Source organism: Pseudoalteromonas sp. FUC4 (assembly GCF_008370255.1).
Lineage (GTDB): Bacteria > Pseudomonadota > Gammaproteobacteria > Enterobacterales > Alteromonadaceae > Pseudoalteromonas.
Genome location: NZ_SEUI01000001.1, coordinates 510,758 through 537,100, shown reverse-complemented (window position 1 = coordinate 537,100; position 26,343 = coordinate 510,758). Strand labels below are relative to the sequence as shown.

21 protein-coding genes and 1 pseudogene are annotated in these 26,343 nt (G+C 39.6%); 11 read left to right on the top strand and 11 right to left on the bottom strand.

The window, feature by feature from the left end; genetic code table 11:
* The first annotated feature begins 62 nt into the window (after positions 1–62).
* Entirely contained in the window at positions 63–2,633 is a 2,571-nt protein-coding gene (locus EU510_RS02470) for a TonB-dependent receptor plug domain-containing protein (RefSeq protein ID WP_149592103.1), read from the top strand.
* A 79-nt stretch (positions 2,634–2,712) separates the two neighbouring features.
* Here EU510_RS02470 and EU510_RS02465 read toward each other — a convergent pair whose 3' ends face one another.
* From EU510_RS02465 to EU510_RS02455, 3 genes are all read right to left on the bottom strand, one after another.
* Positions 2,713–3,714 (bottom strand): branched-chain amino acid aminotransferase, encoded by a 1,002-nt coding sequence (locus EU510_RS02465; RefSeq protein ID WP_262501086.1) that lies wholly within the window; start codon positions 3,712–3,714, stop codon positions 2,713–2,715.
* A 191-nt stretch (positions 3,715–3,905) separates the two neighbouring features.
* Positions 3,906–4,958 (bottom strand): fatty acid desaturase family protein, encoded by a 1,053-nt coding sequence (locus EU510_RS02460; RefSeq protein WP_024595642.1) that lies wholly within the window; start codon positions 4,956–4,958, stop codon positions 3,906–3,908.
* A complete protein-coding gene (locus tag EU510_RS02455) occupies positions 4,955–5,998 on the bottom strand; it encodes a flavin reductase family protein (protein ID WP_149592101.1) in 1,044 nt (347 codons plus the stop codon). Before EU510_RS02455 ends, EU510_RS02460 begins: the two co-directional genes overlap by 4 nt.
* A 266-nt stretch (positions 5,999–6,264) precedes the next feature.
* Between EU510_RS02455 and EU510_RS02450 the strand changes: the two genes are divergently transcribed.
* The 7 genes and pseudogenes from EU510_RS02450 (at position 6,265) to EU510_RS02415 (ending at position 12,227) form a co-directional block, all read left to right on the top strand.
* Entirely contained in the window at positions 6,265–7,440 is a 1,176-nt protein-coding gene (locus EU510_RS02450; protein ID WP_149592100.1) for a PQQ-dependent sugar dehydrogenase, read from the top strand.
* A gap of 158 nt (positions 7,441–7,598) precedes the next feature.
* On the top strand, positions 7,599–7,778 hold the full coding sequence (locus tag EU510_RS02445) for a DUF6435 family protein (RefSeq protein ID WP_007375469.1): 180 nt from the start codon (positions 7,599–7,601) through the stop codon (positions 7,776–7,778).
* A 450-nt stretch (positions 7,779–8,228) separates the two neighbouring features.
* Positions 8,229–9,566: a HEPN domain-containing protein gene (locus EU510_RS02440; RefSeq protein ID WP_149592099.1), complete on the top strand. Its 1,338-nt coding sequence runs from the start codon at positions 8,229–8,231 to the stop codon at positions 9,564–9,566.
* A gap of 31 nt (positions 9,567–9,597) precedes the next feature.
* Positions 9,598–10,215 (top strand): hypothetical protein, encoded by a 618-nt coding sequence (locus tag EU510_RS02435; protein WP_149592098.1) that lies wholly within the window; start codon positions 9,598–9,600, stop codon positions 10,213–10,215.
* Between the two features lie 55 nt (positions 10,216–10,270).
* A pseudogene (locus EU510_RS19995) lies at positions 10,271–11,082 on the top strand (transposase).
* A gap of 366 nt (positions 11,083–11,448) precedes the next feature.
* Positions 11,449–11,844, top strand: a complete 396-nt coding sequence (locus EU510_RS02420) for a DUF3465 domain-containing protein (RefSeq protein WP_149592097.1) — start codon at positions 11,449–11,451, stop codon at positions 11,842–11,844.
* 44 nt (positions 11,845–11,888) lie between these two features.
* The gene (locus EU510_RS02415) at positions 11,889–12,227 is read left to right on the top strand and encodes a hypothetical protein (RefSeq protein ID WP_149592096.1); all 339 of its coding nucleotides are present in this window, start codon (positions 11,889–11,891) and stop codon (positions 12,225–12,227) included.
* Positions 12,228–12,333: 106 nt separating this feature from the next.
* Here the strand turns inward: EU510_RS02415 and EU510_RS02410 are convergent, their stop codons facing one another.
* From EU510_RS02410 to EU510_RS02380, 7 genes are all read right to left on the bottom strand, one after another.
* A complete protein-coding gene (locus EU510_RS02410) occupies positions 12,334–12,777 on the bottom strand; it encodes a GNAT family N-acetyltransferase (RefSeq protein WP_149592095.1) in 444 nt (147 codons plus the stop codon).
* Positions 12,778–12,830: 53 nt separating this feature from the next.
* Entirely contained in the window at positions 12,831–13,424 is a 594-nt protein-coding gene (locus EU510_RS02405; protein ID WP_149592094.1) for a DUF2238 domain-containing protein, read from the bottom strand.
* A gap of 61 nt (positions 13,425–13,485) precedes the next feature.
* Entirely contained in the window at positions 13,486–14,277 is a 792-nt protein-coding gene (locus EU510_RS02400; protein WP_149592093.1) for an SDR family oxidoreductase, read from the bottom strand.
* A gap of 59 nt (positions 14,278–14,336) precedes the next feature.
* A complete protein-coding gene (locus tag EU510_RS02395; RefSeq protein WP_149592092.1) occupies positions 14,337–14,840 on the bottom strand; it encodes a DUF962 domain-containing protein in 504 nt (167 codons plus the stop codon).
* An 84-nt stretch (positions 14,841–14,924) separates the two neighbouring features.
* Positions 14,925–15,332, bottom strand: coding sequence for a hypothetical protein (locus tag EU510_RS02390; RefSeq protein WP_149592091.1), 408 nt, complete (start codon positions 15,330–15,332; stop codon positions 14,925–14,927).
* 71 nt (positions 15,333–15,403) lie between these two features.
* Entirely contained in the window at positions 15,404–16,078 is a 675-nt protein-coding gene (locus tag EU510_RS02385) for a Crp/Fnr family transcriptional regulator (protein ID WP_149592090.1), read from the bottom strand.
* Between the two features lie 3 nt (positions 16,079–16,081).
* On the bottom strand, positions 16,082–16,741 hold the full coding sequence (locus EU510_RS02380) for a hypothetical protein (protein WP_262501180.1): 660 nt from the start codon (positions 16,739–16,741) through the stop codon (positions 16,082–16,084).
* Between the two features lie 688 nt (positions 16,742–17,429).
* Between EU510_RS02380 and EU510_RS02370 the strand changes: the two genes are divergently transcribed.
* From EU510_RS02370 to EU510_RS02360, 3 genes are all read left to right on the top strand, one after another.
* On the top strand, positions 17,430–20,396 hold the full coding sequence (locus tag EU510_RS02370) for a TonB-dependent receptor (RefSeq protein WP_149592088.1): 2,967 nt from the start codon (positions 17,430–17,432) through the stop codon (positions 20,394–20,396).
* Between the two features lie 102 nt (positions 20,397–20,498).
* Positions 20,499–22,049 (top strand): tryptophan halogenase family protein, encoded by a 1,551-nt coding sequence (locus EU510_RS02365; RefSeq protein ID WP_149592087.1) that lies wholly within the window; start codon positions 20,499–20,501, stop codon positions 22,047–22,049.
* Entirely contained in the window at positions 22,042–23,529 is a 1,488-nt protein-coding gene (locus EU510_RS02360) for a tryptophan halogenase family protein (protein ID WP_149592086.1), read from the top strand. Before EU510_RS02365 ends, EU510_RS02360 begins: the two co-directional genes overlap by 8 nt.
* A gap of 69 nt (positions 23,530–23,598) precedes the next feature.
* Here the strand turns inward: EU510_RS02360 and EU510_RS02355 are convergent, their stop codons facing one another.
* A complete protein-coding gene (locus tag EU510_RS02355; protein ID WP_149592085.1) occupies positions 23,599–26,175 on the bottom strand; it encodes a glycoside hydrolase family 3 protein in 2,577 nt (858 codons plus the stop codon).
* Between the last annotated feature and the right edge of the window lie 168 nt (positions 26,176–26,343).

Sequence of the window (26,343 nt, the reverse complement as noted above, 5' to 3'; positions counted from 1 at the left end):
GGGTTGGTATTAATCTTTTTGTACAAAAATAAAATAATTCAATGGGTATGGGGAAATACAGCATGAATAGAAAACCGTTATTTAAATTACAGCAATCAGTACCACAAATATTACTCGCAATGAGCGCATCAGCTGCACTACTTGGTTCGCTCTCAGTAAATGCTGCAGAGCAAGACACCAAAGCAGAAGAAAACATCGAACAAATAAGCGTAATTGGCTCTCGCCGATTAGGCCGTACAGTAGAAGACAGCGCAGTACCTATTGATATAATTGGTGCAGATGCACTTAAAAATTCAGGCTTTACTGAAACCAATGCCCTGCTTAGCAGTTTATTACCTAGCTTTAACTTTCCGCAAGCATCACTTACTGATGGTAGTGACCATGTTCGCCCTGCTCAACTTCGTGGTTTAGCACCTGATCACACTTTAGTGCTTGTTAATGGTAAACGTCGCCATAGCAACGCATTACTTAACTTAAATGGCTCAACGGGTCGTGGTTCATCATCGGTTGATTTAAATGCAATTCCAGCAAATGCTATCGACCGCATTGAAGTATTACGTGATGGTGCAGCAGCCCAATATGGCTCTGATGCTATAGCCGGTGTTATTAATATTGTGCTTAAAAGTGCTAGCAGCGGTGGCTCAGTGGCAGCTATATATGGCGCTAACGTAACCGAAATGGACGGTGTACCACAGCTAAAATCAGTTTCTGAAGGCAGTGATGGTAATTTAGCCTTTACCGAAGGGGGCGATCGCTCTTTAACAGACGGCCAAACACTAACGCTGCAAGGTAATATGGGTTTTGAACTTGGCGATAATGGCTTTTTAAACATCTCAACAGAATACCGCGACCGCCATTCAACAAACCGCTCTGACTACGACCAACGCGAAAACTACGCACGATTAGATGATGGCTCCCTCGACCCACGTGAACTTACCGTAAATCGATATAACCATAACTTTGGTAATGGCGATGTAGAAGACTTTTCAGTGTTTTATAACGCGGGGTATCAATTAACAAACAAAGTAGATTTATATTCGTTTGGCTCTTACAGCAAACGCGAAGGCGAAGGCGGCGGTTTTTATCGCCGTGCAAGCGATAGCCGTAATATAGAAGAAGTTTATCCTGATGGCTTTTTACCTGTTATCACCTCAGATATAGATGACTTTTCACTGGCACTTGGCGCTAAAAGTTTTGTAAGTGAATGGAATTACGATGTGTCGGCCGTATATGGTCAAGATGCATTCGAGTTTGGTGTTATAAATAGCTTAAATACCTCTTATGGCCCTACTAGTCAAACAAGCTTTGATGCCGGCACCCTTACTTACGATCAACTTACCTTAAACGTTGATTTTAGCCGCGAAGTAGACGTCAGCTTTTTAGAAAGTTCAGTAAGTGTCGCTGTAGGCGCTGAATATCGCCGCGAAGGATACCAAATAGATGCAGGCGAAGAAGCATCATATGCACAAGGGTCATTTGGCCCAGGCGGCGCAGTAACCGACCCTGTTGATGGCCCATTTGGCGCAGCGGGCGCACAAGTATTCCCAGGGTTTACACCCGAGTCTGAGGGCGACAATAGCCGCCATAACGTGAGCTTGTATATAGACCTTGAAACCTACCTAACCGACGATTGGAATTTAGCGGTTGCCGCCCGTTATGAAGATTACTCAGACTTTGGCGATACACTTAACGGTAAAGTTGCGACTCGTTATTCATTAACTGAAGACCTAGCGCTGCGCGCTTCTGTATCTACTGGTTTTAGAGCCCCTTCTTTGCAGCAACAATACTTTACCTCAGTGGCCACTGTATTTGTTGATGGCGAACCAACCGAAACCGGTACGTTCGCACCAAGCAGCGATGTAGCAAAAGCACTGGGCTCACCTGGTCTTGATGCTGAAGAAGCAACAAACTACGGTATTGGTTTTACATGGTCTACCGACTTTAATTTCAGCTTATCGGTTGATTACTACCAAATATTAATTGATGACCGTATTGTGCTATCAAACAACTTATCGGGCGCTGCTATTGAGCAACTTCTTGAAGGCACAGGCGCTAACCAAGGTCGTTTCTTCTTAAACGCAATTGACAGTAAAACGCGCGGTGTTGATGTTGTAGCTTCTTATAATGTAGCAACCGATGGTTACGGCGATATTGCCTTTAACTTAGGTTATAACTACGGTAAAAATGAAGTTACCGATATAATTGACCCACCAGCAGAGCTACAAGGTGCAGGGTTTGATCAAGACAACTTATTCTCTGGTAACGAACTACGTCGTTTTGAAGTAAGTACACCGCGTAATAAATACAATTTAAGTGCAACATGGACTAACGATGATATTCGTACCACGCTTAGAACAACACGTTACGGAGAAACTCAAGACCCTTCAGATAACCCAGAACGTAACGAAGTGCTAAAACCTAAATGGATAACCGACTTAGATGTTGCCTATTCGCTTACTAGCAACGTATCGCTAAGCGTAGGTGCTAATAACATTTTTGATGTTTACCCAGACGCAACCCGTGAAAATGTTGACGATTTAACAACCTTCTCGCGTTTATTTGCTTACTCTAGCTTCTCAGCTTATGGGTTTAACGGACGCTACGTGTACGGCAAAATAGAAATGAAGTTTTAATAAGCACAGCTTAAAGTAACCAAACACAAAAGCCACCGATTAGGTGGCTTTTTAATGCGAGTTGCTATTAAATCTATAATTAGATTTTAGTTAACCAACCGTGTTTGTCTTCACTTTTACCCCATTGAATATCGTTCAATGCTTGGCGAAGGCGCGCAGTCGTTGGGCCTGGCTCGCCAGTACCTACTTTGTATTCTTTATCGTTATGAATAAACGTACCCACAGCAGTTAGTACTGCTGCAGTGCCCGAAAGCGCAGCTTCAGTACCTGGTTTAGCAGCACGCTCTAGTAGCTCAGTAACGCTAAAGTTACGCTCGCTTACCGTCATACCTAAATCTTTGGCAATGGTTAAAATACTATTACGCGTTACACCATGTAAAAACGTGCTATCAAGCGCTTTAGTAATAATTTCGTTGCCATCAATAAGTATAAAGTTAGCAGCACCGGTTTCTTGAACGTCGCCACCTGGGCAAAACAAAATTTGATCTGCTTGATACTTAGTTCGTGCAGCACTAATAGGTGCTAAAGCACTGGCGTAGTTACCACCACTTTTTACCATACCCATGTGCGGCGCGCAGCGCATGCCATCTTCTTCAAGCAGTACGCGCAGTGCAGTTGCACCACCTGCAAAGTAATCACCTACTGGCGATAGTAACGTATATAAAAGCGAGCTCATTGATGGCGCAGCTGCTTTACCAATTGCCGCCTCAGTACCAATATGAGTTGGGCGAATATACATAGAGCCCGGTGGTAATGGCGTTTCATCTGCGTATTCACGCATAATATCGATAATCATCGTTTTTAGCATATCGCCATCAAAACTCGGTAAGCTTAATAGCGCTGAGCTTTGTTGCATGCGTGCAATGTTTGCATCCATTCTAAAAAGATAAACAGAACCATCTTCATGGCGAAAGGCCTTTAAGCCTTCAAAACATGTACTTGAATAATGAAGAACGTGCGCACCAGCATGAAGTTCAAGTTTATCGGAAGGGACAATTGAGCTTTCGCTCCATTTATTATCAGAAAAACGAGCTTGAATCATCTGCGGCATAAACACGGTACCAAATGCGGCCATTTTAATCTCTCTTGTGTGGTCTATTTTCCTCCATTGTATGACAATCACACGCTATTTAACCATAGCTAAAGTAAGGCTTTTTTAATTAACTATGAGAAATTTTTGCAAGTGCTGTTTACTAATCAACCGCATTGGGTGCTATAAACAAAAAAATCGGCTAATGCAGTTGCACTAGCCGATTCTTAAAGGTAAATAATTTACTTGAACGAATACCTAATAATACGTTTTAACACCGAGGTATACTGTTTAAAAAAGCTACCTGTATGGTAATCAATACCGTGTTTTTTCAAAACGGCTTGTACTTGAGGCGCTACTTCTTGATAGCGCGAAGACGGCATATCAGGAAATAAGTGATGCTCTATTTGGCAGCTCAAATGCCCCGTTAAAACATGAAACCAATGCGACCCTTTAATATTAGACGAGCCCAGTACTTGGCGATAATACCACTGCCCTTGCGTTTCGTTTACGCAGTCTTCTTGTTTAAATGTTTGCGTTTCTTCAGTAAAGTGACCACAAAATATTATGGTCGACGTCCATAAATTACGGATTAAGTTTGCTACTAAATTACCCGCCAATACCCATAAAAATAATGGCCCTGCAAGTAACGGAAATATCGCATAATCTTTAATTAACTGGCGAGCGCCTTTACTAAAAAAGCGTTGCTTTAATGTAGAGTGTGAAACAAGCCCTTCGCGGTTTTCTTTCTTTTTACCAATAAAAACACGCTCTGCAGCCAATTCGTGATACGACACGCCCCACTGAAATAACACACTTAAATTAATATACGTAAAAAACTGCCATACATTTTTAAAGCGCCATTTAAAATCATCGCTTAAACGTAACAAGCCATAACCAAAGTCTCTGTCTTTACCAATAATGTTAGTATACGTATGGTGTTCAAAGTTATGAACGCGGTGCCAACTTTGCCCGTCGCACGCTATGTCCCACTCATAATGTTGTGAGTTAAGTTGCTTGTCGTTCATCCAATCGTATTGACCATGCATTACATTGTGGCCAATTTCCATATTGTCTAAAATTTTAGCAAGCGCTAATAGCAACACACCTGCAACCCACAATAATGGCTGAATAAAACCAAGCATTAGCAAAATTCGCCCGCTCCATTCACACACTCGCTGTTTGCGCACAACAGAGCGAATATAGTCGGCATCTTGTTGGCCAACTTTGCCAAGGGTATCCATTTTAATGGCATCTAGCTCGCTTGCGAGCATGTCATAGTTAATGTTTTTCATAATTGTAACTCCAAATCACTAACAGGTTGGCTTACGCAAAGTTGGATTAATTGCTCGCCGTTATCACTCAATTCACCTGTTTTTAAATTACGTACCACGCCTGACTTTTTAATACATTGGCATTGATGGCAAATACCAATACCGCAACCGCGTTTAACGGGTAGCTTTTTTTCTTCAAACTGAGTCAGTAAAACATCGTTGCCCGACACAACATGGGCACTGGCGTTAATTTTTACATTAAATTGGCTGTCGTCGTTTAAGCTAGGCAACGCTAAACCAAAGGCTTCTTGGTAGTAATTTAGCTTATGCGTTTGAGCAAAATCGCTCACCGTTTGCATAAATGCTGCAGGACCACAGCAGTAAATGTCTGGGTTTTCCCACGGCTTAATATTGGTGGTTATATCGCTTGATTGCTCACGCGTTAATAATAAAAACGAAAAATGCTCAAACTGCGCTGCCAACTCACTTAGCTCATCAACACATTGATGCTCAGTGGCTTTTGCGTAATACACCAACGAGACTTTTTGCGTTGTTTGGCTTAAGTAATCATCAAGCATAGCTAGCATAGGTGTTATACCCGAGCCACCTGCAATAAAAGTGGCTGGCGTATGTGTGTTTTTAAATACAAAATCGCCGCTTGGCGCAGAAATATTGCACCACAACCCCGCTTTTAATGCACTGCTTAGTAAGCCAGTAAAGCGCCCTTGCGCATTTGTTTTGATTAGTAAGCGCACCAAACCTGTATTTTTAAATTGCTGAGCGCTTGAGGCCACGGTAAAAACGCGTGTTAATAATCGCCCATTAATTTCAACCGTTAAACTTATATGCTGCCCTGACGTATGCGCCTGCCATTGTTTGCTTGGCTTAAGTTGCACACTTAAAAAACCGCCACCAAGTACAGTTGTACTAACTACTTGCGCTCTAAACTGCCCTGCACGCCACGCAGGTTTAAACACCTGCATTACGGGCTCTATGTAGCCTGCAAAACTTTGATGGTGTAAAAACCATTTTGAAAATTGGTTTAATACTTGAGTCATCATGGTTAAATCTCTATCAAATCTTAATTATTTTGAACTTACACGTGTACGCCCAAACTTCAGCGCACAAGTGTACGCTCAAATTTTAAGTTTTCAACCCCAATAGAGTAATTATTCAATTTTTATTAGCGCAATTTGCTTAAACAATTTCCTGTGAAGAGATAATTTTAAAATATGTAAGTGTGCATTTTTCATTCAACTCAACACTTAACAAATTCATTTATGCCATGATAAGGTTATGTAAAATTGGATTAATTTTGGAAGCCATAATGATAAATTTAAGGTCACATAACACACTCCCTAAACTAATAATTACGGGCTTAGCCGTTGCTATATTTGCTACTAACGCACCCGCGCATGCAAAAAGCGATTACGTAAAAAACTATAAACAGTTCGATACTTTATCGCTTAGCGTTAACGCAGTAACAGCGGCAGAAGGTGTAGTTATACCTTGGGCTATTGAGCCTTTAGCTAATGGTGATTTACTGATATCTGAGCGCAGTGGAGCGTTATTTTTATTACCTAAAAATACCACTAAATTAACTAAGGTCTCTGGATTGCCTGACATTGACGCTAATGGCCAAGGTGGATTACTTGATTTAGCACTACACAACGATAGTAAGCAAAACCAATGGCTGTACTTTAGTTACTCAAGTAGTGAGGGCAAAGAAAGCGGAAGTAACACCGCCCTAATGCGCGCCAAGCTAAGTAGCGATCATACGCAGTTGTCTGATCAGCAATTGCTATACAAAGGCGAGCATAATAGTACCAAAGGCCAGCACTACGGCAGCCGTATCGTGTTTGATAATGAAGGTTATGTTTATTTTTCAATTGGCGATCGCGGCTCGCGCGACATAAACCCGCAAGATCTCACTCGCGATGGTGGTAAAATTTATCGCTTACACGATGATGGCCGTATCCCAAGCGACAATCCGTTTGTTAAACAAAAAGATGCAAAACATGCAGCATGGTCTTATGGGCACCGTAATCCACAGGGCATGTGGTTTGATAATCAAAATAATATTTTATGGTCTCACGAACACGGACCACGCGGCGGCGATGAACTTAACATAATAAAAAAAGGCGCTAACTACGGATGGCCTTTAGTAAGCTATGGCGTTAACTACAGCGGTACCAAGTTTACCGACATTAAAGAAAAAGACGGCATGCAATCGCCCGTATTACATTGGACCCCTTCAATTGCCCCTTCCGATATGTTGTATGTAACGAGTGATAAATACCCAAAGCTTAAAGGTAAGCTATTACTAGCATCAATGAAATTTGCATTCATTAGCGCACTAGAGCTCTCAAAAGGTAAGGTTGTTAAGCAATATAAAATACTCGATGGAATAGGCAGAGTACGCAGCTTAGCCCAAGGCAGTGATGGTTTTATTTATTTAGGTATTGATGGCCAAGGTATTAAACGCCTAGAGCCAGAAATGTAAACATTAGCCTAGAACTAGCACACAGTACGTTAATAATTACACCGTGTTTACTTTGCGCTTTTAAAGCGCAAAGTAAACATTTTCACCAAACAAAGAACTATTAAGCCCATTAATGCGTACACTAATTAAATATAATTTAATAAATTAAGAGAATACCAATGTTTTCATTTTTAAAGCCTGATCCCGTAAAAAAACTGCGTAAAGAATACGACGTAAAGCTAGAGCAAGGCATGCAGGCACAAAGAAAAGGCGACATTAAAAGCTTCGCTATGTTAAGTGCAGAAGCCGAAAAAATCTGGAGTGAAATAGAAACTCTAGAGGCTAAAAAAGCCAAATAAGTAATAATACTTAAGCGTGTCAGCCTTACTTTAATAGCAGAAAGACACGTTTAGTAAATAATTCATGACCTCGCTTTTACAGCTTCCACCAGCCCTAAACCACCTTTTATAATATGCTTACACAAACAAGTGTGCTTAAAGCGGTTACTTACGTTATCGCTGGCGTTTTTTAGTGACTATTAAATGATTTAAAATCGGATTTGGTTTTCATTTTAAATACTTAATTGCTGCATTTATGTACCGTGCTGGCGTTTTTCCTCATAAGTCAAAAAATGTGGACGTTTTCCTCTTTTCTGCATATTGTTAAAAGAACAGCCCGACTTAAAGTTTAATACTCGCAATGTGTTACAGGATTTGTTATTAATATTAAAAATAATTAAGAGGACATACTTTGCTCATAAAAAGAGGAAAGCCTCCTCGATGAAGATGTTAACTGCCAAGGAGTCACGGGTGAGCAAAGAGGTTTATAGCGCATTTAAAGAACATGAGTTCTTTGGCGAGTTTTTTCATACCGAGACATCTTATGGAGCAAGGTTTGCAGGGAAAGTATATTACTCAACAGAGGAAGGATTAACTCTAGAATATAATATTGCAGATTCAGATGTTCCTAATGAGTGTGAAGAATTAATTGGCGTTTTAAATAATGGGAAAAAATGTACGTTAATAGGTCCGTTTAACTTTAATAATAGTGGTCAACGTTTTGGATCAGTACATACAAAATTTGGTAAGCATGGGTTTACTCATTTATTAATTGGTGACTTTGTTAAATTCGATACTGAATTTCATCATTGTCGTTTCACCTTTCATCACATGCAAGAATTTTTCTACCCTCAAGGCCACATAGGAAAAGCGCCATATATCGAAGGAGTGTTGGAAAAAATAAATGGAGAAGATTGGAGTTTAGAACTTGAAAATAGAGCAACATTTAAAGATGTCACGCATAACTTAATAAATTTAATGAGAACAGATCAAAGTGAAGCAATTGAACAATTGTCACTAGCTTTTGACGAAATAAAAAATAAACACCCTGATGAATCATTTTTATATAGGAACACACTAGAGTTTTTGTTCAAGTATGAAGCGAATACTCCGAAAACATCGAGTGAACTTAGTAAAAACATTAATCGAATATCGTCTTTATTTTCTATATTTATGGATCGACCAACTTTTCCTGACGAGGTTGAGCTTTTTCCAAATATTGAGGCAAAAAATCCTGTTTGCTTATTATCAAGTATTCACCTCGAATCAAGAACTGTTGATTTAGCCAAAAGCAGTCCATCTCATTTTTTTATGCCTATAAATAGAAATAAAGTCGACTTATCAAAAGCGATCTCAACATGGTTAAATTTATATGAAAATTATCGAGTTTTATCAACCACTTTCCAGTATGAAACGAATTATAGAACACTTCACTCTGCTTATAGTGACGTAATACTATTTGCAACAAACATAGAATCAGTGGCCAATGATTTAGGTATGAACACATCTAATAGATATGAAGGCCCAATCGATAAATATGGTTCTGAAGAATTGAAGAAAGCGTTGAACAGTATTTTTTCAAAGCATAATAATAAAAGTTTAGGAACAAACATCAGTGATTTAAGGAATGAATTAGCCCATGTGGGGCGACCGAAAAAATTAATTCAAATCCTCGACATTAATGATTACGTGAATGTAGGAAGAATTTTGAAGCTAGTCGTTGTGTCGCATTTACTAGAAAAGCTTGGTATTTCCTTCAAAAACATACACGATTATCAAAATAAACTATTACCCAGCACTGGCAGTTAACGCGGCGTTAGCCGCCTAATGGAGTATCACGTTGAATAAGCATTTAAATACTATTGAATTTCCTTTGTATCACGGTACATCTTCGATATTCCTCGATTCAATTATGAAAAAAGGTTTAGGAGGTCAAAATATTGGTGACACATATCAACCTCTAAAAATGTTTGCTCAAATAGTAAAAATATTTCAAAGCAAATATAGTGATCAAGAGTGGTGGTCAAAAAATCATTATTTTATGGAGAAAATGGTAAGTAATGATGTTACTCGTGGTGGTTTTAACTTTCGGTACGGAGGTATTTATTTGACTCCTTGTTTACAAACTGCAGCTAAATATGCTAATTCAAATAAATATGGCTCTGAATTAATTTCATATTTCATAAAGGCTTATGATGCACTATTTAAATTTGAACCTGAGAAAGCTGAAGAGATATTCCCTTTAAACCACCCGCTTAGAGATGTTATTTCAGTAGTTGCTAAACCTATAATTCTTGAGATTCTTAATGTGTCAAAGGATAATTTAACTACAGAACAAGGTAAACCAATTGAAGAACAATTAGATTTAATGAAAACATGTCCTAAAGAGTTATGGCAACAATTAAACTTTGAATCAAGTTGCGTTATTCCTCCTGAACAACTTACAGTTCTAAGCTAAAACGGCTAATCGGGTGGCAGGAGGTCTCTAACCTCCTGCCCCCACACAACCCATCATGCGGGTCCGCAATGAAATTAACAAGACACCCATCCTAAATTTTGCACTTTTCGAAGTTAAAGGTCACCCTTTGTTTAGTGCAAAAAGTAAGCAGGGTGAAAAGCTAAGTAAAGTTGAACTCATCTTTTTCAATCAAACGGTTAAACAATACCGCGAACGCCTAGCAAGTATTAGCTGGTTTATGCGGTTGTTAAATGAAGATATTGCGCGCAGAGCAAATAAAGAAGATAACTGCACAGGTAGATTTTATTCGCTGCCATCCATGGCGCTAACCCTTCGGGCCGCCTAAGGCGTTCAAAGTTGTTCCATACAATTTTGTGGGAAGGCAGATTCACATCACAAGCATTACTAGATGAAGCAGCACTTGCCGCTTGTATGGCGTATGTCGATTTAAACCCAATTAGAGCTAAAATGGCTAACACGCCTGAGGAATCAGACCACACCAGCGTTAAACAGCGACTAACATCTGCAAAAGAAGGAAAACAACCAAAACAACTCTTTCGCTTTGCAGGCGTGCCACGTCAGATAATGCCAAAAGGACTCCCGTTTGAGCTTAAATCGTACCTTGAACTTGTTGAATTAACAGGACGTTGTATACGAGAAGACAAACGCGGGTATATTGAAAGTACACACTTACCCTTACTCGAGAGAGTGAATATATCACCCGAAAACTGGTTAAAACTTACAACCCAATTTACGCGCGTATTTCGTGGTGCAGTCGGCAGGCCTGCCTCACAAGAAGGTTATTGTGAAAACTTAAAGCGAAAGCGGCGAGCGAATATCAGTAACTGCGAAAAGCTACTTGCATAAAGCTTAAGCTACTCAGTAAAACTATTCAGTAATAAATCACAACTGCATTATGCAGTTATTTTCATGCGCTTAATTTAGGTTTAAGCGTGATAATAAGTTATTTTATGGATGAAAAGTAAGTAACCGAGTAGTAAAAGATAAATTCTTAACCTAAAAAGTGAATCTAGCCTAGATTGACTTTATTTATTTGGAGTGGCTGTCTGATTTAATAATCTATACAGATTTAGTATTTTTTGATTACTGCCAAGTAAAAGAGTGTCAGTTAAGAATTGATTACACCTCAACTAAAAACCATCATACTATTATCCATACTTCACAGATTATAGCCGCTTTTGTGGCGTTATAGAACTAAGGAAGATTTAATGTATGCGTAAGTTATTAATATATATTTTAGTCGGATTTACTTTTCTACAGTGGTCAAATTTTGCAAATGCTACATCCCTGAATGAAGCATACAAAAATCACCAAAGTAACGTTCAAGTACAAGATTCGGGAATTGTTGTTCGTATATTAAACGATGATAATCAAGGCTCACGTCATCAAAAATTTATTCTTAAATTAAGTACAGGTATTACCATTTTAATTGCACATAATATTGACCTTGCCCCAAGAATTAATTTGATTTCAAAGGGTGATACTGTTCAATTTTACGGTGAGTATGAGTGGAATAAAAAAGGGGGCGTAGTACACTGGACTCATAAAGATCCAAATGGACATCACGTTGATGGTTGGTTAAAGCACAAAGGTAAAACGTACCAATAGCTTCATAACGGTCTCTTCAAGTAAAAGCGCAAGGAAAACGAAAAATGACAATGCAATGGATAGCGATTTTAGCGGCTTTAGGCTGGTGTTTATTACAAGTAATTACCTTGCTTATATCTTCACAATGTATTTTTTTAATGATCGAGTTTCGCTCTGATAATGAGCATAAACTGTATCAAAAACTTCTATCAAACTTTATTATATATCTGTTTTACTCCCTATTTATTTTACCATTCATCTCTCTAAGTCTGTTCATATATGGTGTTATTAACATTACAGAATGGTGTGAGCTTAAGCCTGGATTGTGGGTATTTGCTGCTTGGTGGTTGGCTCTATTTGTACTTTCTTTTTCTCTATCAATGAAGAAAAAATATCGTATTTAAAGGAGTATTAATACCTGCTGTCAGAAAGTTGATAACTTAAAAAATAGCTTACTAATTAGCTATATAATGAATCATCAATAATAATCCCCACTTTAGAATGTATTCTCTACTTACTATTACCATACACATTCTCAGGATTTATTTGCATTAGTAGTGCTGGGTTATCTATAGGTTTAAACCCGTATTGCGCATAAAGGCCATGCGCATCAGAAGTTGCTAATAAAAAGCGCCTGAGCCCTTGCAGCTCAGGGTGCTCTACTATCGTTTTAATAAGTAACTTACTCAGCCCATTACCTTGCAAGTGCGGGGCAATAAATACATCGGCTAAATAGGCAAAGGTTGCTTTATCGGTCACGACTCGGGCAAAGCCAACTTGCTCGTTATGAGCGCTGTAAACACCAAAGCATATTGAGTTATTAATAGCCGATTGCATCACGCTTTTAGGTATGCCTTTGGCCCAATAGCTATTAGCAATAAAGTTATAAATAACGTTAAAGTTAAGTTTGCTTTTGTCTGTGCTAATTGAGTAATTACTAATGTTTGCGGTCATAAGTTAATAGTCTTTTTTTATCAATGTTTTTATAAGCGTTTATATAACTTTTTCTATAAATAATCTTTAACGTTTTTTAGCTGTTTGTCGTGTACTTTTGAAAGTACTAACAATGAGCAAATAGCCCCAAATAACGCCAGCCCCATATCTGATTGGGTATCCCACACGTAACCTTGCGTGCCTAAAAACGCTTCTGCGTTTTCGCCGCTTAACACTGCAACCCACCACTCTATTAATTCGTAAAAGGCGCTAAATGCTAAACATACCGAAATAACAAAGGTGATTAACCAGCCTCGACCATTTACTACTTTTTTGCGCAGTAAAATTTCGCGTGCTAGTAGTGCAGGTACAAACCCTTGAAAAAAGTGCCCTACTTTGTCGTAGTTATTACGCTCGCTACCAAATAGGTTATCGAACAAAGGGACTTCGGCGTAGGTGTAATGCCCGCCAATCATCAGCACTATGCAATGCGCTAAAATAAATGTATGTAAAATAGGGGTAAGTTTAAAGTGGCTATAGGTACTTGCTAGCAGCACTAAACCAATAATTGCGGGGATAACTTCAAGCAGCCATGTAAATTGATCTTTTGGGTTAATACCAGACCAAATTAATACAATAAAAAACAGGCTCAGCCATAAATACTTCATTTAGAATCCTTTTCTAAATTGATCAAATTTACGGCATTTTACGCCTTTGAAATAAACGACGCTACCTATAGTTTGTTTTTGCGCTTAGCCTATTAAACAAAGTAGGAAAAAAGCGCTTAATTGTAGGCGCCCAACCACTTAAACCTTTGCCAATAATCACTTCGTCTTTTTTATTACTAATGGCACGAATCATTTTTGAAGCCGCTACACTTACATCCATGCCATTTTCTATCGACTCTTCTGGTTTATTTTGCGCTATGCCTTGCTCGTTTAATGAGTTATGCGCAATTGTTGTTTTAATAGATCCTGGGCAAATTGTTAAACAATGAATATTATGTTGTGCTACTTCTGCACGTAGGCAATCCATAAAACCAACAACCGCATATTTAGAACCCGAATAACCTGTTCTAAATTTTGAACCAACTTTACCCGCCACACTACTAATAGACACAATTGAGCCACTGCGCCTTGCCACCATAGCAGGCAATACAGCTTTAGTAAGTGCAATTAAGCCAAAGTAATTAACCTCCATTAATTGGCGATACACGTTAAAATCGTTTTCTAAAAATAAACTGCGCTGCGATACGCCGCCGTTATTAATTAAAATATCTATTGCAGGAAGCTCGCTCATTTTTGCTGTTACTGTACTTAGTACCTGCTCTGGCTCGGCTAAGTCCAGCGGCACAACTAAGTGCCCTTCGCCTTTAAGCGTTGCTTTTAAATCGTTTAGTTTATCTACATTGCGCGCCGATAAAATAACGCGCGCTCCAAGCTCGGCAAATTGTATAGCAAGCTCTTTACCAATACCTGATGATGCGCCGGTGATCCACACCGTTTTATTATTATATTGCATGCGTTATCTGCCTTTTATTGTTATTTATTAGGTTTTATTAAAGTACTTAGTAATGTATTTTACGCCTTTGTAGGGCCTGCTATTGCGTTTACTTCATCTTCTAATGTTTTGTAAAAGCCCATTAAAAATAGTAGTTCAACGGTTACGTACAAAGGGCCAATAATTAAACCAATTAGGTCATCTACAAACGCCGGTTTTTTACCTTCGTAATAATGCCCAATAAACTGCAGTACCCAGCCAAATACAAACACACCTACGCCAATACTCAACCAAGGCCAAAACGCCATTGCCGCAATAGGCTGAGCACCAACAAGGAGTAAGGTGAATATTACGGCCATAATAAAGCCAAGCGAAAAGCTCAGCATAAAATAATAAACAATCGACGCTAATACAAAAAGTTGTGCGCCATCAATTACAAAGCTACCAAGGGATATTTGAATACGCGCAAGTAAACACAACGCCGCAAATACAATGAGCGGAATACCAAAGAAGTGCGTTAGTACATTACGCTTAGAACGATGATATAAACCATATTTACCAAGTTGCTGTTGAAGTGTTTTCATTGTTTTGCCTTTATTTTTATATATAAAACTTACTTTAGCAAAAGTAGACACAGCAACAATGTCAGGTATCCGACATTTTGTAAATTAAACAAATGCAGAAATTATTTTACCCGGCTCATGCTCACCTTTTATATCCGTTCGCTCGCGCCCTTTTTGATACTCTTGCTCGAGCATTTTTTGAAGCTCCTCTATTTTATCAGCAATTGCGTCAGGGTCTGCGCCCTCACTTTGCTGTTGATTAATGAGCTCTTCTATTGTCGCTTTTAGTTCGTCTATTTTGTTTTTGTTTACACCTAAGCGCTGATAAACCAGCGCTTCTTGAGCACTTTCTAAAAACGTTGGTTTTTTAGGAGCTGAGGTAATGCCTTTAACATCATTTGTTTTTTCGTTAGGGAGGGTATTAGTTGCCGCAACTTCGCTTAGTCCTGCCGCTTTATTTACCGCAGGAGAGTTATAGTTACTATATTGATTTTTAAAGGTTATTGTAGTCATTAGCTCAAATCCATTGTTGCGTTACATTATCTGTAGCAATTTTGGTTCCAACTAAATAAAAAAGTCTCTATTTAAGCTTGTGTAGCACGCGCCTGTAACTTTTGTTTATCTAAAACAGTTATGCGTTGATACCCCAAACTAATAGCTTGTAGGCTAACAAGCTGTTGCAATATTTGATTAATAGTTTGGCGCGTTAGGTAGGTCATATCAGCAAGTTGCTGCTGAGATAAAACAAGCGGTGTTAAGTGCTCTGTATGCTCGCTGAGCATTAAAAGTCGATTGCATACTTTTTGCTCAGCGCTTAGTAATGCGTGATCTTCCATTGAGGTAAACATTAGGCGTAATTTTTGTGCCAACAATAAACCAAACTCTTGCCAATATTGTGGCTGTTCGTTTAATAGCTGTTCAAGCTCGCGTTGGGGCACGTAAAAAAGTATAACATCAGTTTGTGCATATACGTCATGAGTACGCAGGCCACCATCAAACAAGGTAACTTCGCCAAACCACAGTGATGAATCAATAAAGCTCAATACGGCTTCTTTGCCTTCGTTACTTACGCCACTAATACGCACCACGCCGCTAAGTACGGCATAAATTCCATCGTGCTTATCACCTCGCAAAAATAATGATTGCTGAGCCTTTAGCGAGAGCGTTTTGCCCTGCGTTAATAAAAAGCTTTTTAAATAAGCGCTACGGTTTTTAAACCAATGCCCTTGCTCTATTACGTTTTGCTGCTGTGGAGTCATTATTTACTGCATTTGCTTATTAAATGGCTGTTTTTCGCTAACCAATTTTTTAGGAAAATTTAAATCGGTTGCTATAACAAAATCATCGTAAGGATCATTACCCGAAAACAGCTCAGTTATTAATGCATCGTTTTTATAAACATTAACGGTTACACCGCTGCCCATACCGCCTGAGTTAATAATATAATAATGATATTCGCCGTTACTAAAAAATAAAATACTCTCGCCAATACGCCCTACTTGCCTGTAGTAACTGCCAAATGGTGCATTTGGTGTAGCTTCTTTTTCAAGCCCTATGTCATTAACTCTACCAAATCGATAACTAAGCGATGAGTCATCTTTTGCAACACAAATAGAAAGCACTTTATCGGTAGGCTCTAACTTATAGGCTGTATTTTCATCTGGGTTACGCACAACTTTATGCATTTTTGCGTTAATGTAGGCTGCTTCATTACTATTACAATGTGTTGCTAGCATACCGAGTACTAAAGCGGGTTCGTTTGTTTGAGCTGCTGGAGGTGTGTTTACTTTGAGATTAGAGGGTGAGTTACTTACATTATTATTTAGCTGAGGACTGCCTTGAATTGCCATACTCTGATCTTCACAACCAAACAGAGCAAACAAGAAGAAAGAATAAAAGCTCGCTAAAAATTTAATGCGCATAATAAAATCCATCTATGAGAGAGCCTTTAAAATAGCGATAAAACTAGCTACTCGCAACACCTTATGCGCAATACTTTATAAGTTTATTTTTAAACCATCTTCTGCAAAAACTACGTTACTTTTTAGTGATTTAATTAACGATTTTTTAAACAACTGTTGATTTTTAATGACCGATTCATAAACTGAGATAGAACCGCCGCTTGATGCGTTTTCATCAATTGCGTTTTACATAATCACTACATCGGCATTTTCGCTAAGTTAGCAAATGTACCTATTTTTTGTTGAGAGACCAACGGCCGATTTATTAACTTTAACCCTTACTAAGAACTGATTTAAACACCTTATAAAAGTGTGTAAATAACTAAATTAATCAATAATTAGTTTTCTTATAATAAAATGTTGTTACACCACTATTTCGAGCGGATTTTTATAACTACCTGTAATTTATAATTTAAATAAAATTAAATCTAAAAAACATACATTTTAAAAACAATTTAGTCTCATTTTATTAAAACAATAGTTGACCCTATTTAAAATTTAAACTAGCATTTCTGGAAGCGCTTCCACAAAACTTAGTTAAGCAAGCTTTTCTGGAAGCGCTTCCACACATTTGACAATGTTTATAACTACACAATAACAGCCCCATACAAGCTGTTAATAATAATGATAAAAGCGCGAGGGAAACCGAATGTCCAACCATATTGTAAGAAAAACAAAGATAGCGACCAGCCTATCTCTGATTTTAGGCGCATCAATCTCTTTACCTGTATATGCACAAGAAGCAAATACAGATGTTGAAGTAATCCAAGTTACCGGTTTTAAAAGCAGTATTAAAGAATCGACTCGTTTAAAACGCGACGCCGCCGGTGTTGTAGATGCAATATCAGCTGAAGATATTGGTAAATTCCCCGATACCAACTTAGCCGAGTCGCTACAGCGTATAACGGGTGTGTCGATTGATCGCTCAAATGGTGAAGGCTCTAAAGTAACGGTTCGTGGTTTTGGCCCCGACTACAATATGGTAACCCTAAACGGACGTACAATGCCGGCGGCTTCATTGCCTTCAGGTGGTGGAACACCCAGCTCTCGTGCATTTGATTTTGCAAACTTAGCATCTGATAGCGTTAAATCGGTTGAAGTATATAAAACTGGTAAAGCAAGTATTGCATCAGGTGGTATTGGCGCAACAATAAATATTAATACCGCTCGCCCACTTGATAACCCAGGCTTTGTTTCAAGCATTGGCGTAAAAGCTTTACACGACTCAACAAACCGCGTTGGTGATGACATAACACCTGAGCTTTCGGGCTTAATTAGCTGGACCGACAGTGAAGCTAAATTTGGTGCCTCGTTAACTGCAAGCATGCAACAACGCGATAGCTCATCAACAGGTGCGTTTGTAAATCAATGGAATACATCAGCTTTTGACGGCACAATCCCACAAGCTGCAGACGATATTGTTTTAACTAATGCACCCGCTGTTGGTCAGCTTTATTCAATGCCATCAGATTTGCGCTACACCATTGCCGACAGAGAACGTACTCGCACAAACGCGCAATTAACGCTGCAGTACAGCCCAATTGACGATTTAACAGCCACGCTTGATTACACCTATTCTAAGCAAGATTTATTCGAAGCCCGTGCTGAGCAATCAATTTGGATGGATAACTACAAAAGCGCGCTAACGTTTGACGATAACACGGTAAAAACCCCAATTTATTACCGGGAAGAACGTCGCGATCAGCAAACACGCGATTTAGGTTTAGCGTTTCAAGAGCTAAACCAAGTTAACCAAAATGACTCTATTGGTTTAAACGTTGAGTACTATTTCAATTCAGAATTGAGCTTTATGTTTGATGCGCACAATTCAAAAGCCACTAGCAAACCAGATGCACCTTACGGCAGCTGGGTAAACGCAGGCTTGGGCGCAAATGTAGTTAACGCACAAGAAGTTGATTTTAGCCGTGAGCTTCCATCAATGAGTATCGATTTTGATGATTGCCGCCGAGACAACCTAAATTGTAATAACACGCTAGATGCCTCTGATGTGGGTACATCTATTTTAGATTCTAACTTTGCTCGCCAAGAGTCTGAAATAACAGAATTTAGAATCCATGGTAAATACGAAATTGAAAACGGTGCAATTGACTTTGGTATAGAGTCTCGCTCTATGGAAAGCCATTCACTGCAATCACTTACACGTAATACAATGGGTAACTGGGGTATCGAAAACCCAGGCGAACTACCTGATGGCTACCTAAACCCAACAAACTTTTTAGCTGAGTTTGACGACTACGATACATCGGGCTCGTACAACCAAGGTTATACCGGCAGCGCATCGCAAATTGGTTACTGGGCTGGTGAAGAATATGGCTTTAACTTTGCAGCCGATGGCGCATTTGCAACAAACCGCACCATTGAAGAAGATATAACCGCAGCGTTTGTGCAATTTACTTACAACGGCTACATTGGCGATATGCCATACAACATTGTAATTGGCGCGCGCCAAGAGTCTACCGACATTACCTCAACGGCTAATATCGATTTACCTAACGCAGTAGCGTGGGAAGGTAATAACGACTTTAACGTTCGTTTTGGCTCAGCTAAAGAAGATTTCACGCTTAAATCTAGCTACGATCACTTTTTACCCAGCTTTGACTTTGACATAGAAGTAATTGAAAACGTAAAAGCGCGTTTTTCTTATAGCACAACAATTGCTCGCCCAACTTACGACAACTTAAGTTCAGCAGCGACTGTTGGTGTACCAGGTGCCCCTACTCTTTTAGCGGGTTCATCACCAGCTACAGCGTCAACGGGTAACCCTGGTTTAGTGCCGCTTGAATCAGATAATATTGATGTATCGGCTGAGTGGTACTTTGCAGAAACAAGTTATGTGTCGGTAGGTTATTACACTAAAGACATCGAAAACTTTATTGGTTTAACACCCATGACGCAAAACTACTACGGATTACGCGATGCAACAGCGGGTCCTCGCGCTCAAGCTGCCATTGCTGAGCTAGAATCTCGCGGACTTGCTCTAACCGATTCAAACTTATTTCAAATGGTTGCCGCAACAGAAAATGGCGTTGACTTTGACTCTATGACTTACGAAGAGTTTGAGGCCGCTTACGATGTAATTGCTAACAGCGACGACCCATTACTAGAATTTACAGCGCAAGTACCTACCAACAATAAAAATGCCACCATCGATGGTTTTGAAATTGCCTTTCAACACTTTTTTGGTGAAAGCGGTTTTGGTGTGCAAGCAAACTACACCACTGTTAATGGCGACATAGACTTTGATGTAAACGCCGACCCCACTACAACACAGTTTGCACTAGTGGGTTTAAGTGACACAGCTAACTTTATTGCAATGTACGAAAACGATGATTTTCAAGCACGTATTGCGTACAACTGGCGTGATAAGTTTTTAAATAGCGCAGCTCGATACGTAAATGAGCCAGGCTTTACTGAAGAATATTATCAAATCGACTTTAATGTTGCGTACAACTACAGCGAACAACTATCGTTTTTTGTTGAAGGCCTTAACATTACTGAACAAAACAGCCGCGAACATGGCCGTACGTCAGCACAATTGTGGAACCTACAACAGCTAGGTGCACGTTACAATATTGGTATGCGTTACAACTTCTAAAGGTAATACAAAGTAAAGCCGTTAGTTTTTACTAGCGGCTTTTTTGTATTTAAAACAGTATTAATGCTAGTTTAATTGTTATCAACTTTAGGGTGTTAACTCATGACCAAACCAATAACAAAAATAGTCGTTTTAGGTGGAGGTACTGCCGGTTGGCTAAGCGCAGGCTTATTAGCCGCCGAACACCCGCACCTTAGTGTTACGTTAGTTGAGTCGGCAAATGTGCCTATATTGGGCGTGGGCGAAGGCACGTGGCCGTCAATGCGCAATACGCTGCAACGCATTGGCATTAAAGAAATTGATTTTATAACCCAGTGCGACGCGTCATTTAAGCAAGGTTCTAAATTTATAAATTGGCGTAACCTAAACGAGGGAGAAAACTACTACCACCCTTTTATGAATCCACAAGGCTACGAGCACACTAATTTACACGCCAGTTGGCAACGTATTGCACCGGATCAAAAATTTGCCGACGTTGTTAATATGCAAAGCTTTGTATGCCAAGCAGCACTTGCACCAAAACAATTACAAACTCCCGAATACGCAGCAGTCACCAACTATGGCTATCATTTAGATGCGGGTAAATTTGCTGAGTTTTTAAAAAATCACTGCGTTAAAAGCCTAAACGTTATACATATTACTGACGATGTAACCGAGGTTATTAACGACGAACATGGCTATATTGCCGCATTAAAAACAAATAATAATGGCGATATAACAGGTGATTTATTTATAGATTGCTCAGGCTCTCGTGCTCGTTTAATTGGTGATCATCTTAATAGTGAGTTTATAACGCAAGATCATATTTTATTTAATAACAGCGCTGTAGCGGCGCAAATACCTAATGCACACATCAATCAACCAATTGCCTCAGCTACGCTATCTACAGCACAAAGTAACGGCTGGATTTGGGATATAGCCCTGCCAACACGCCGTGGCACAGGTTATGTATTTAGTAGTAAATATCAAAGCGATGAAAGCGCAACAAATACGCTAAAAAGCTACATAGCTAAAAGCACTAGTGAGCAACAAGCTGAGCAACTTACCTACCGTGTATTAAAATTCAGCCCTGGTTACAGGCAAAAATTTTGGATTAAAAACTGTGTTGCCGTGGGTATGTCAGCTGGCTTTTTAGAGCCACTTGAAGCGTCAGCTCTTGCTATGGTTGAGCTTTCAATTAGCATGATAAGCGAGCAACTACCGCAAAACCGTACTCATATGAGCCAGCTTGAAACGCGTTTTAATGACCGTTTTAGCACTCGTTGGCAGCGCGTTATTGAATTTTTAAAACTTCATTATGTGCTAAGCGAGCGCGACGACACGCCTTATTGGCAAGATATTAGTAATTTAAATACCGCACCCGAGCGCCTGCAAAACTTACTTAAACTTTGGCAATTTCAGCCCCCTAGCCGCTTTGATTTTATTGAAAACGAAGAAATGTTTTCATCAAGCAGTTACCAATACGTTTTATATGGCATGGGTTTTAATACACAAACAATCTCTGCACAAAATACATTTAACGACCCACTTGCTGGGGATTACTATTACCAGCAAAATCGCGAAAAAATAGCGCAGTGCTTAAATGGACTGCCAAGTAATCGCGCGCTTTTAAATCACCTTTTATCAAATAATGGGCAGCCACATAATGACTAGAACAAATGCTGTTAAAAACGTAGTAATTGCTGGAGGCGGCACTGCAGGTTGGATGGCCGCAGCAGCACTTGCTAAACTAGTTGGTAACAATATAAACATAACCCTTGTTGAATCTGACGATATTGGCACTGTAGGTGTTGGCGAAGCAACAATTCCGCCTATTCGTACATTCCATAAATTGCTGGGTATAAACGAGCAAGCATTTATGAAAGCCACTCAAGCAAGTTTTAAACTAGGTATTAGCTTTGAAAACTGGGGCGATGAAAACACGCATTATATTCACTCATTTGGCGCAACGGGCAAAGAATGTTGGGCGGGTGAATTTCATCATTTTTGGCTGCAAGGTAAAGCACTTGGAATAAACAACCCATTTGGCGATTACTGCTACGAGCTACAAGCTGCTAAAGGCGGTAAATTTGCGTTTAATCAGCAAAACCCCATCAACTATGCATACCATATGGATGCCACGCGTTATGCGCAGTTTTTACGTGAATTTTCAGAGCCGTTAGGTGTAAAACGCATTGAAGGTAAAATACAAAAAGTAGTAAAAAACACTAAAGCAGGCCATATCGAATCATTGATTTTAAATAATGGCGAGCACATTAACGGCGATTTTTTTATTGATTGCACCGGCTTTAGAGGTTTATTAATAGAGCAAGCATTGCATACTGGCTACGAAGACTGGTCGCATTTACTACCGTGTAACAGCGCCATTGCGGTGCAAACAAAATCAACCAGCGAGACCGTATTGCCACTTACCCGCTCTATTGCCCATAAAAGCGGCTGGCAATGGCGTATACCGCTGCAAAACCGTGTCGGCAACGGATTAGTTTATTGCAGCCAATATATGGATGACGAGCAAGCCAAAGCGCTATTATTAAATAACATGGAAGGTGAGCCGCTTACAGAGCCGCGTATTATTAAGTTTAAAACAGGGCGCCGCTTAAAAGGCTGGAACAAAAACTGCTTAGCGCTTGGCCTTGCTAGCGGTTTTGTAGAACCACTTGAGTCCACCAGCATTCACTTAATTATGTCGGGTATTATTCGCTTTATGCGTTTATTTCCGTTTAATGGCATTACCAATCACGCCATTGACGAATACAACAAACAGCTTAAAAGCGAAATTGAAAATATTCGCGACTTTATTGTGCTGCACTACAAAGTAACTAATCGCGATGACAGTGAGTTTTGGCAACACTGTAGTGCGATGGAGGTGCCAAAAACACTTCAGCATAAAACTGATTTGTTTAAACAAACCGGTCGTGTATTTTTAGACGATGGCGATATTTTTAGAGTCGATTCGTGGGTGCAAGTTATGCTTGGTCAAGGCATTGAGCCTAATCAACATCACTTAATAGCTAGCATGATGAGCGACGAAGAACTCACCCGTTTTTTACACGGTATTAAGCAACAAATAGAGCAACGCGTAAGACAATTACCGCCTCATCATGAGTTTTTAAAGCAGTATTGCCCAGCATAAATATTTTTTATAAAAAAAGCCCTTATTACTAAGGGCTTTGAGACAACACACAACAACTTTTACGTTTTATTATTCACACTTAACCACAGCGCTTTTAGCGCCTTGTGGTTCAAAGCTAATATCTGCAACTGAAACGCTAAGCTCTCCTGCCGTTTTAATAATAAAAGGGCTGGTTACTCTGGCAAAATCAACGCCCTTCTTAGCAAAACACGTTAAATCTATACTCATGGTTTGCCATGTATTTAAATCAGCATTTTCAAAATCACTGGTAATATCAAGCTCGCCACCACAGCCTTGTTCGCACTTCATTGCAAGGTATGTTTGTGAACTAGGTATTTGATTTACTTTATAGCTAAAGCTAAGGGCCGAATTTGCTTCAATGTAGGCCACTTTATCTTCGGTAAAGTTACTATTAATTTCGATATAGCTGGCTGCAGTGCCATCAAAATTAAATTGCATTGCATCTTCTTGAATCGCTTTGTCTTCAGTGCGATAAATAATGCCGCCAAGCTTTACACTGTTACTTGCTACTTGGTGCTGCTCGCTGTTTGAATTTAAAAACAAACGCCACGGTGTTTTAAAGCTGCCATTAAATATAGATAGCGGCGCAAGGTTACTAATATCAACACCTGAGTCTTCATTTAGATTATTGGCAAGCGTACTTTCATCTTTATACGTTAAGCCAAAGCCATAGGGTAATAATGGCGAGTAATCAGCATCACCCTTATTTACTGCGGTTTGTAGTGGCGATTTAGGCCACGAGAACGACAATTTACCTTTAAAATCATATTGTACCTGCCCACTTGCATCCGCTAATAAAACATCTGCAATGCCTTGTCCTTCAGTGCCAGGAAGCCATGCTGCTACAAATGCATCTGACGCGTTTAGCTCGCTGTTAACCCACATTGGTCTGCCCGATATAAACACAGAAACAACCGGTATATTTTGCTGCTTTAATGTTTTTAATATTTTAAGAGAGCGTTTATTATTACGTTCAAACTCAAGGTTGTCTTTATCGCCATGCCCTTCTGCGTATGGTTCTTCACCAAATACAACAATGGCTACATCAGGTTTGCTAGTAAACTCACCCGTTGGGCTTAAAATAGCGTTACCGCCAGCAGCCTCTATTTGCGTTTTTAGCCCCGCATAAATAGACGTTGCTCCAGGAAAGTCTGCATTTTGATTATTAGTTCCCTGCCACGTAATACTCCAACCGCCCGATTGCTTGCCTATGTTGTCGGCCGCATCGCCCGCAATAAGTATGTTGCTTGATGGGTTAAGCGGTAATAAATGGTTATTGTTTTTAAGCAGTACTAACGACTCTTGTACCGCTTGGCGGGCAATATCGCGATGTGCTGGCGCACCTATTAGCTCTAATTTACCTGAATATTTTCGATTTGCGGGGCTTGGTTTATCAAATAAACCCGCGCGTAATTTAACTCGTAAAATACGTGCCACGGCGTCATCTATTCGCGCCATTGTTATTGTGCCCGCTTTTACTTGTTTAATTGTATTTTCATAAAGTGGTTTCCATGCACCCGTTGGCACCATAAAAATATCAAGCCCCGCATTAACAGCCTGCGGGCAACTTTCATTTGTACAGCCTGCAACTTGTCCGTGCCCGTTCCAATCTCCTACAACAAAGCCATCAAAACCCATTTTTGTTTTTAGTACATCGGTAAGTAAGTATTTATTGCCGTGATTTTTTTTACCATTCCAGCTATTAAACGATGCCATAACCGACTGACTACCTGCGGTTAGGCCGCCAATATACCCTTGCGCATGAATGTTATATAACACCTCTTCGCTATCAATGTTATCGCCTTGATCGTCACCATCTACAGTGCCGCCATCGCCTAAAAAGTGCTTAACAGTACTAATTACGCGTTTATCACTTAAAAAGTCCTCATCGGCTCTACCTTGCAATCCGTTTACAATTGCGGCTGAATACTCACGTACAATTGCAGGGTCTTCTGAATAACCTTCGTACGTTCTGCCCCATCGGTCATCGCGCACAACCGCAACAGTTGGTGCAAACACCCAATCTATGCCTGTTGCCATTACCTCTATTGCAGTAGCTGCTGCAATGCGCTCAATTAATGCGGGGTTATTAGCAGCACCTAAACCAATATTATGCGGAAATAACGTCGCACCAATCACATTATTATGGCCATGTACGGCATCAGTGCCCCACATGGTCGGAATTTTACTGCCGTCAACTGAGTCATCAACCGAGGCCTGATACATGCTCTCAGCAAGTGTTATCCAATCTGCAGGCGTTGCATGTTTATTAGCATTCGGGAACGAGCCACCACCATTTAAATACGAACCAAAACCATATTTGCGCATATCATCAACACTAATATCGCGAATTTCAGGTTGGATCATCTGCGCTACTTTTTGCTCAAGCGTCATTGTTTTTAAATATTGAGCAATCGTATTTTCAATTTCAGGCGTTTTAACTACTTTGCTTTTAAGCGTTGGCCAAAGTGATAAATCACCTTGCTCATGCTCAGCCTTTTTGACTACGGCGCTTTGGATATTATTTGCGTTAATCTCTTGTTTGTTACACCCACTTAAAACGCACAATCCTCCTATTAAAATGGGGAGCATGTGTAACCTGTTAGTGTTTAAGCTTTTTTTCATTTTTATAGCCCTGTGTTGTGTCAGTGTGTTTTTATAAAACGCCTATTTGTTATTTAAATTTAACTATTGACCTGCTTAACAATAGCCACTAACCTAAATATGGAAGCGCTTCCTTAAAGTTATTAAATACCATACTTAGTGATTAATCAAATTAAATATGGAAGCGCT

Coding starts and splice junctions, on each gene's coding strand:
- EU510_RS02450 (WP_149592100.1), top strand. CDS start 6,265: ATGATAAATTTAAGGTCACATAACACACTCCCTAAACTAATAATTACG.
- EU510_RS02390 (WP_149592091.1), bottom strand. CDS start 15,332: ATGACTACAATAACCTTTAAAAATCAATATAGTAACTATAACTCTCCT.
- EU510_RS02395 (WP_149592092.1), bottom strand. CDS start 14,840: ATGAAAACACTTCAACAGCAACTTGGTAAATATGGTTTATATCATCGT.
- EU510_RS02460 (WP_024595642.1), bottom strand. CDS start 4,958: ATGAAAAACATTAACTATGACATGCTCGCAAGCGAGCTAGATGCCATT.
- EU510_RS02415 (WP_149592096.1), top strand. CDS start 11,889: ATGACAATGCAATGGATAGCGATTTTAGCGGCTTTAGGCTGGTGTTTA.
- EU510_RS02370 (WP_149592088.1), top strand. CDS start 17,430: ATGTCCAACCATATTGTAAGAAAAACAAAGATAGCGACCAGCCTATCT.
- EU510_RS02405 (WP_149592094.1), bottom strand. CDS start 13,424: ATGAAGTATTTATGGCTGAGCCTGTTTTTTATTGTATTAATTTGGTCT.
- EU510_RS02455 (WP_149592101.1), bottom strand. CDS start 5,998: ATGATGACTCAAGTATTAAACCAATTTTCAAAATGGTTTTTACACCAT.
- EU510_RS02410 (WP_149592095.1), bottom strand. CDS start 12,777: ATGACCGCAAACATTAGTAATTACTCAATTAGCACAGACAAAAGCAAA.
- EU510_RS02355 (WP_149592085.1), bottom strand. CDS start 26,175: ATGAAAAAAAGCTTAAACACTAACAGGTTACACATGCTCCCCATTTTA.
- EU510_RS02360 (WP_149592086.1), top strand. CDS start 22,042: ATGACTAGAACAAATGCTGTTAAAAACGTAGTAATTGCTGGAGGCGGC.
- EU510_RS02470 (WP_149592103.1), top strand. CDS start 63: ATGAATAGAAAACCGTTATTTAAATTACAGCAATCAGTACCACAAATA.
- EU510_RS02385 (WP_149592090.1), bottom strand. CDS start 16,078: ATGACTCCACAGCAGCAAAACGTAATAGAGCAAGGGCATTGGTTTAAA.
- EU510_RS02420 (WP_149592097.1), top strand. CDS start 11,449: ATGCGTAAGTTATTAATATATATTTTAGTCGGATTTACTTTTCTACAG.
- EU510_RS02365 (WP_149592087.1), top strand. CDS start 20,499: ATGACCAAACCAATAACAAAAATAGTCGTTTTAGGTGGAGGTACTGCC.
- EU510_RS02380 (WP_262501180.1), bottom strand. CDS start 16,741: ATGCGCATTAAATTTTTAGCGAGCTTTTATTCTTTCTTCTTGTTTGCT.
- EU510_RS02400 (WP_149592093.1), bottom strand. CDS start 14,277: ATGCAATATAATAATAAAACGGTGTGGATCACCGGCGCATCATCAGGT.
- EU510_RS02445 (WP_007375469.1), top strand. CDS start 7,599: ATGTTTTCATTTTTAAAGCCTGATCCCGTAAAAAAACTGCGTAAAGAA.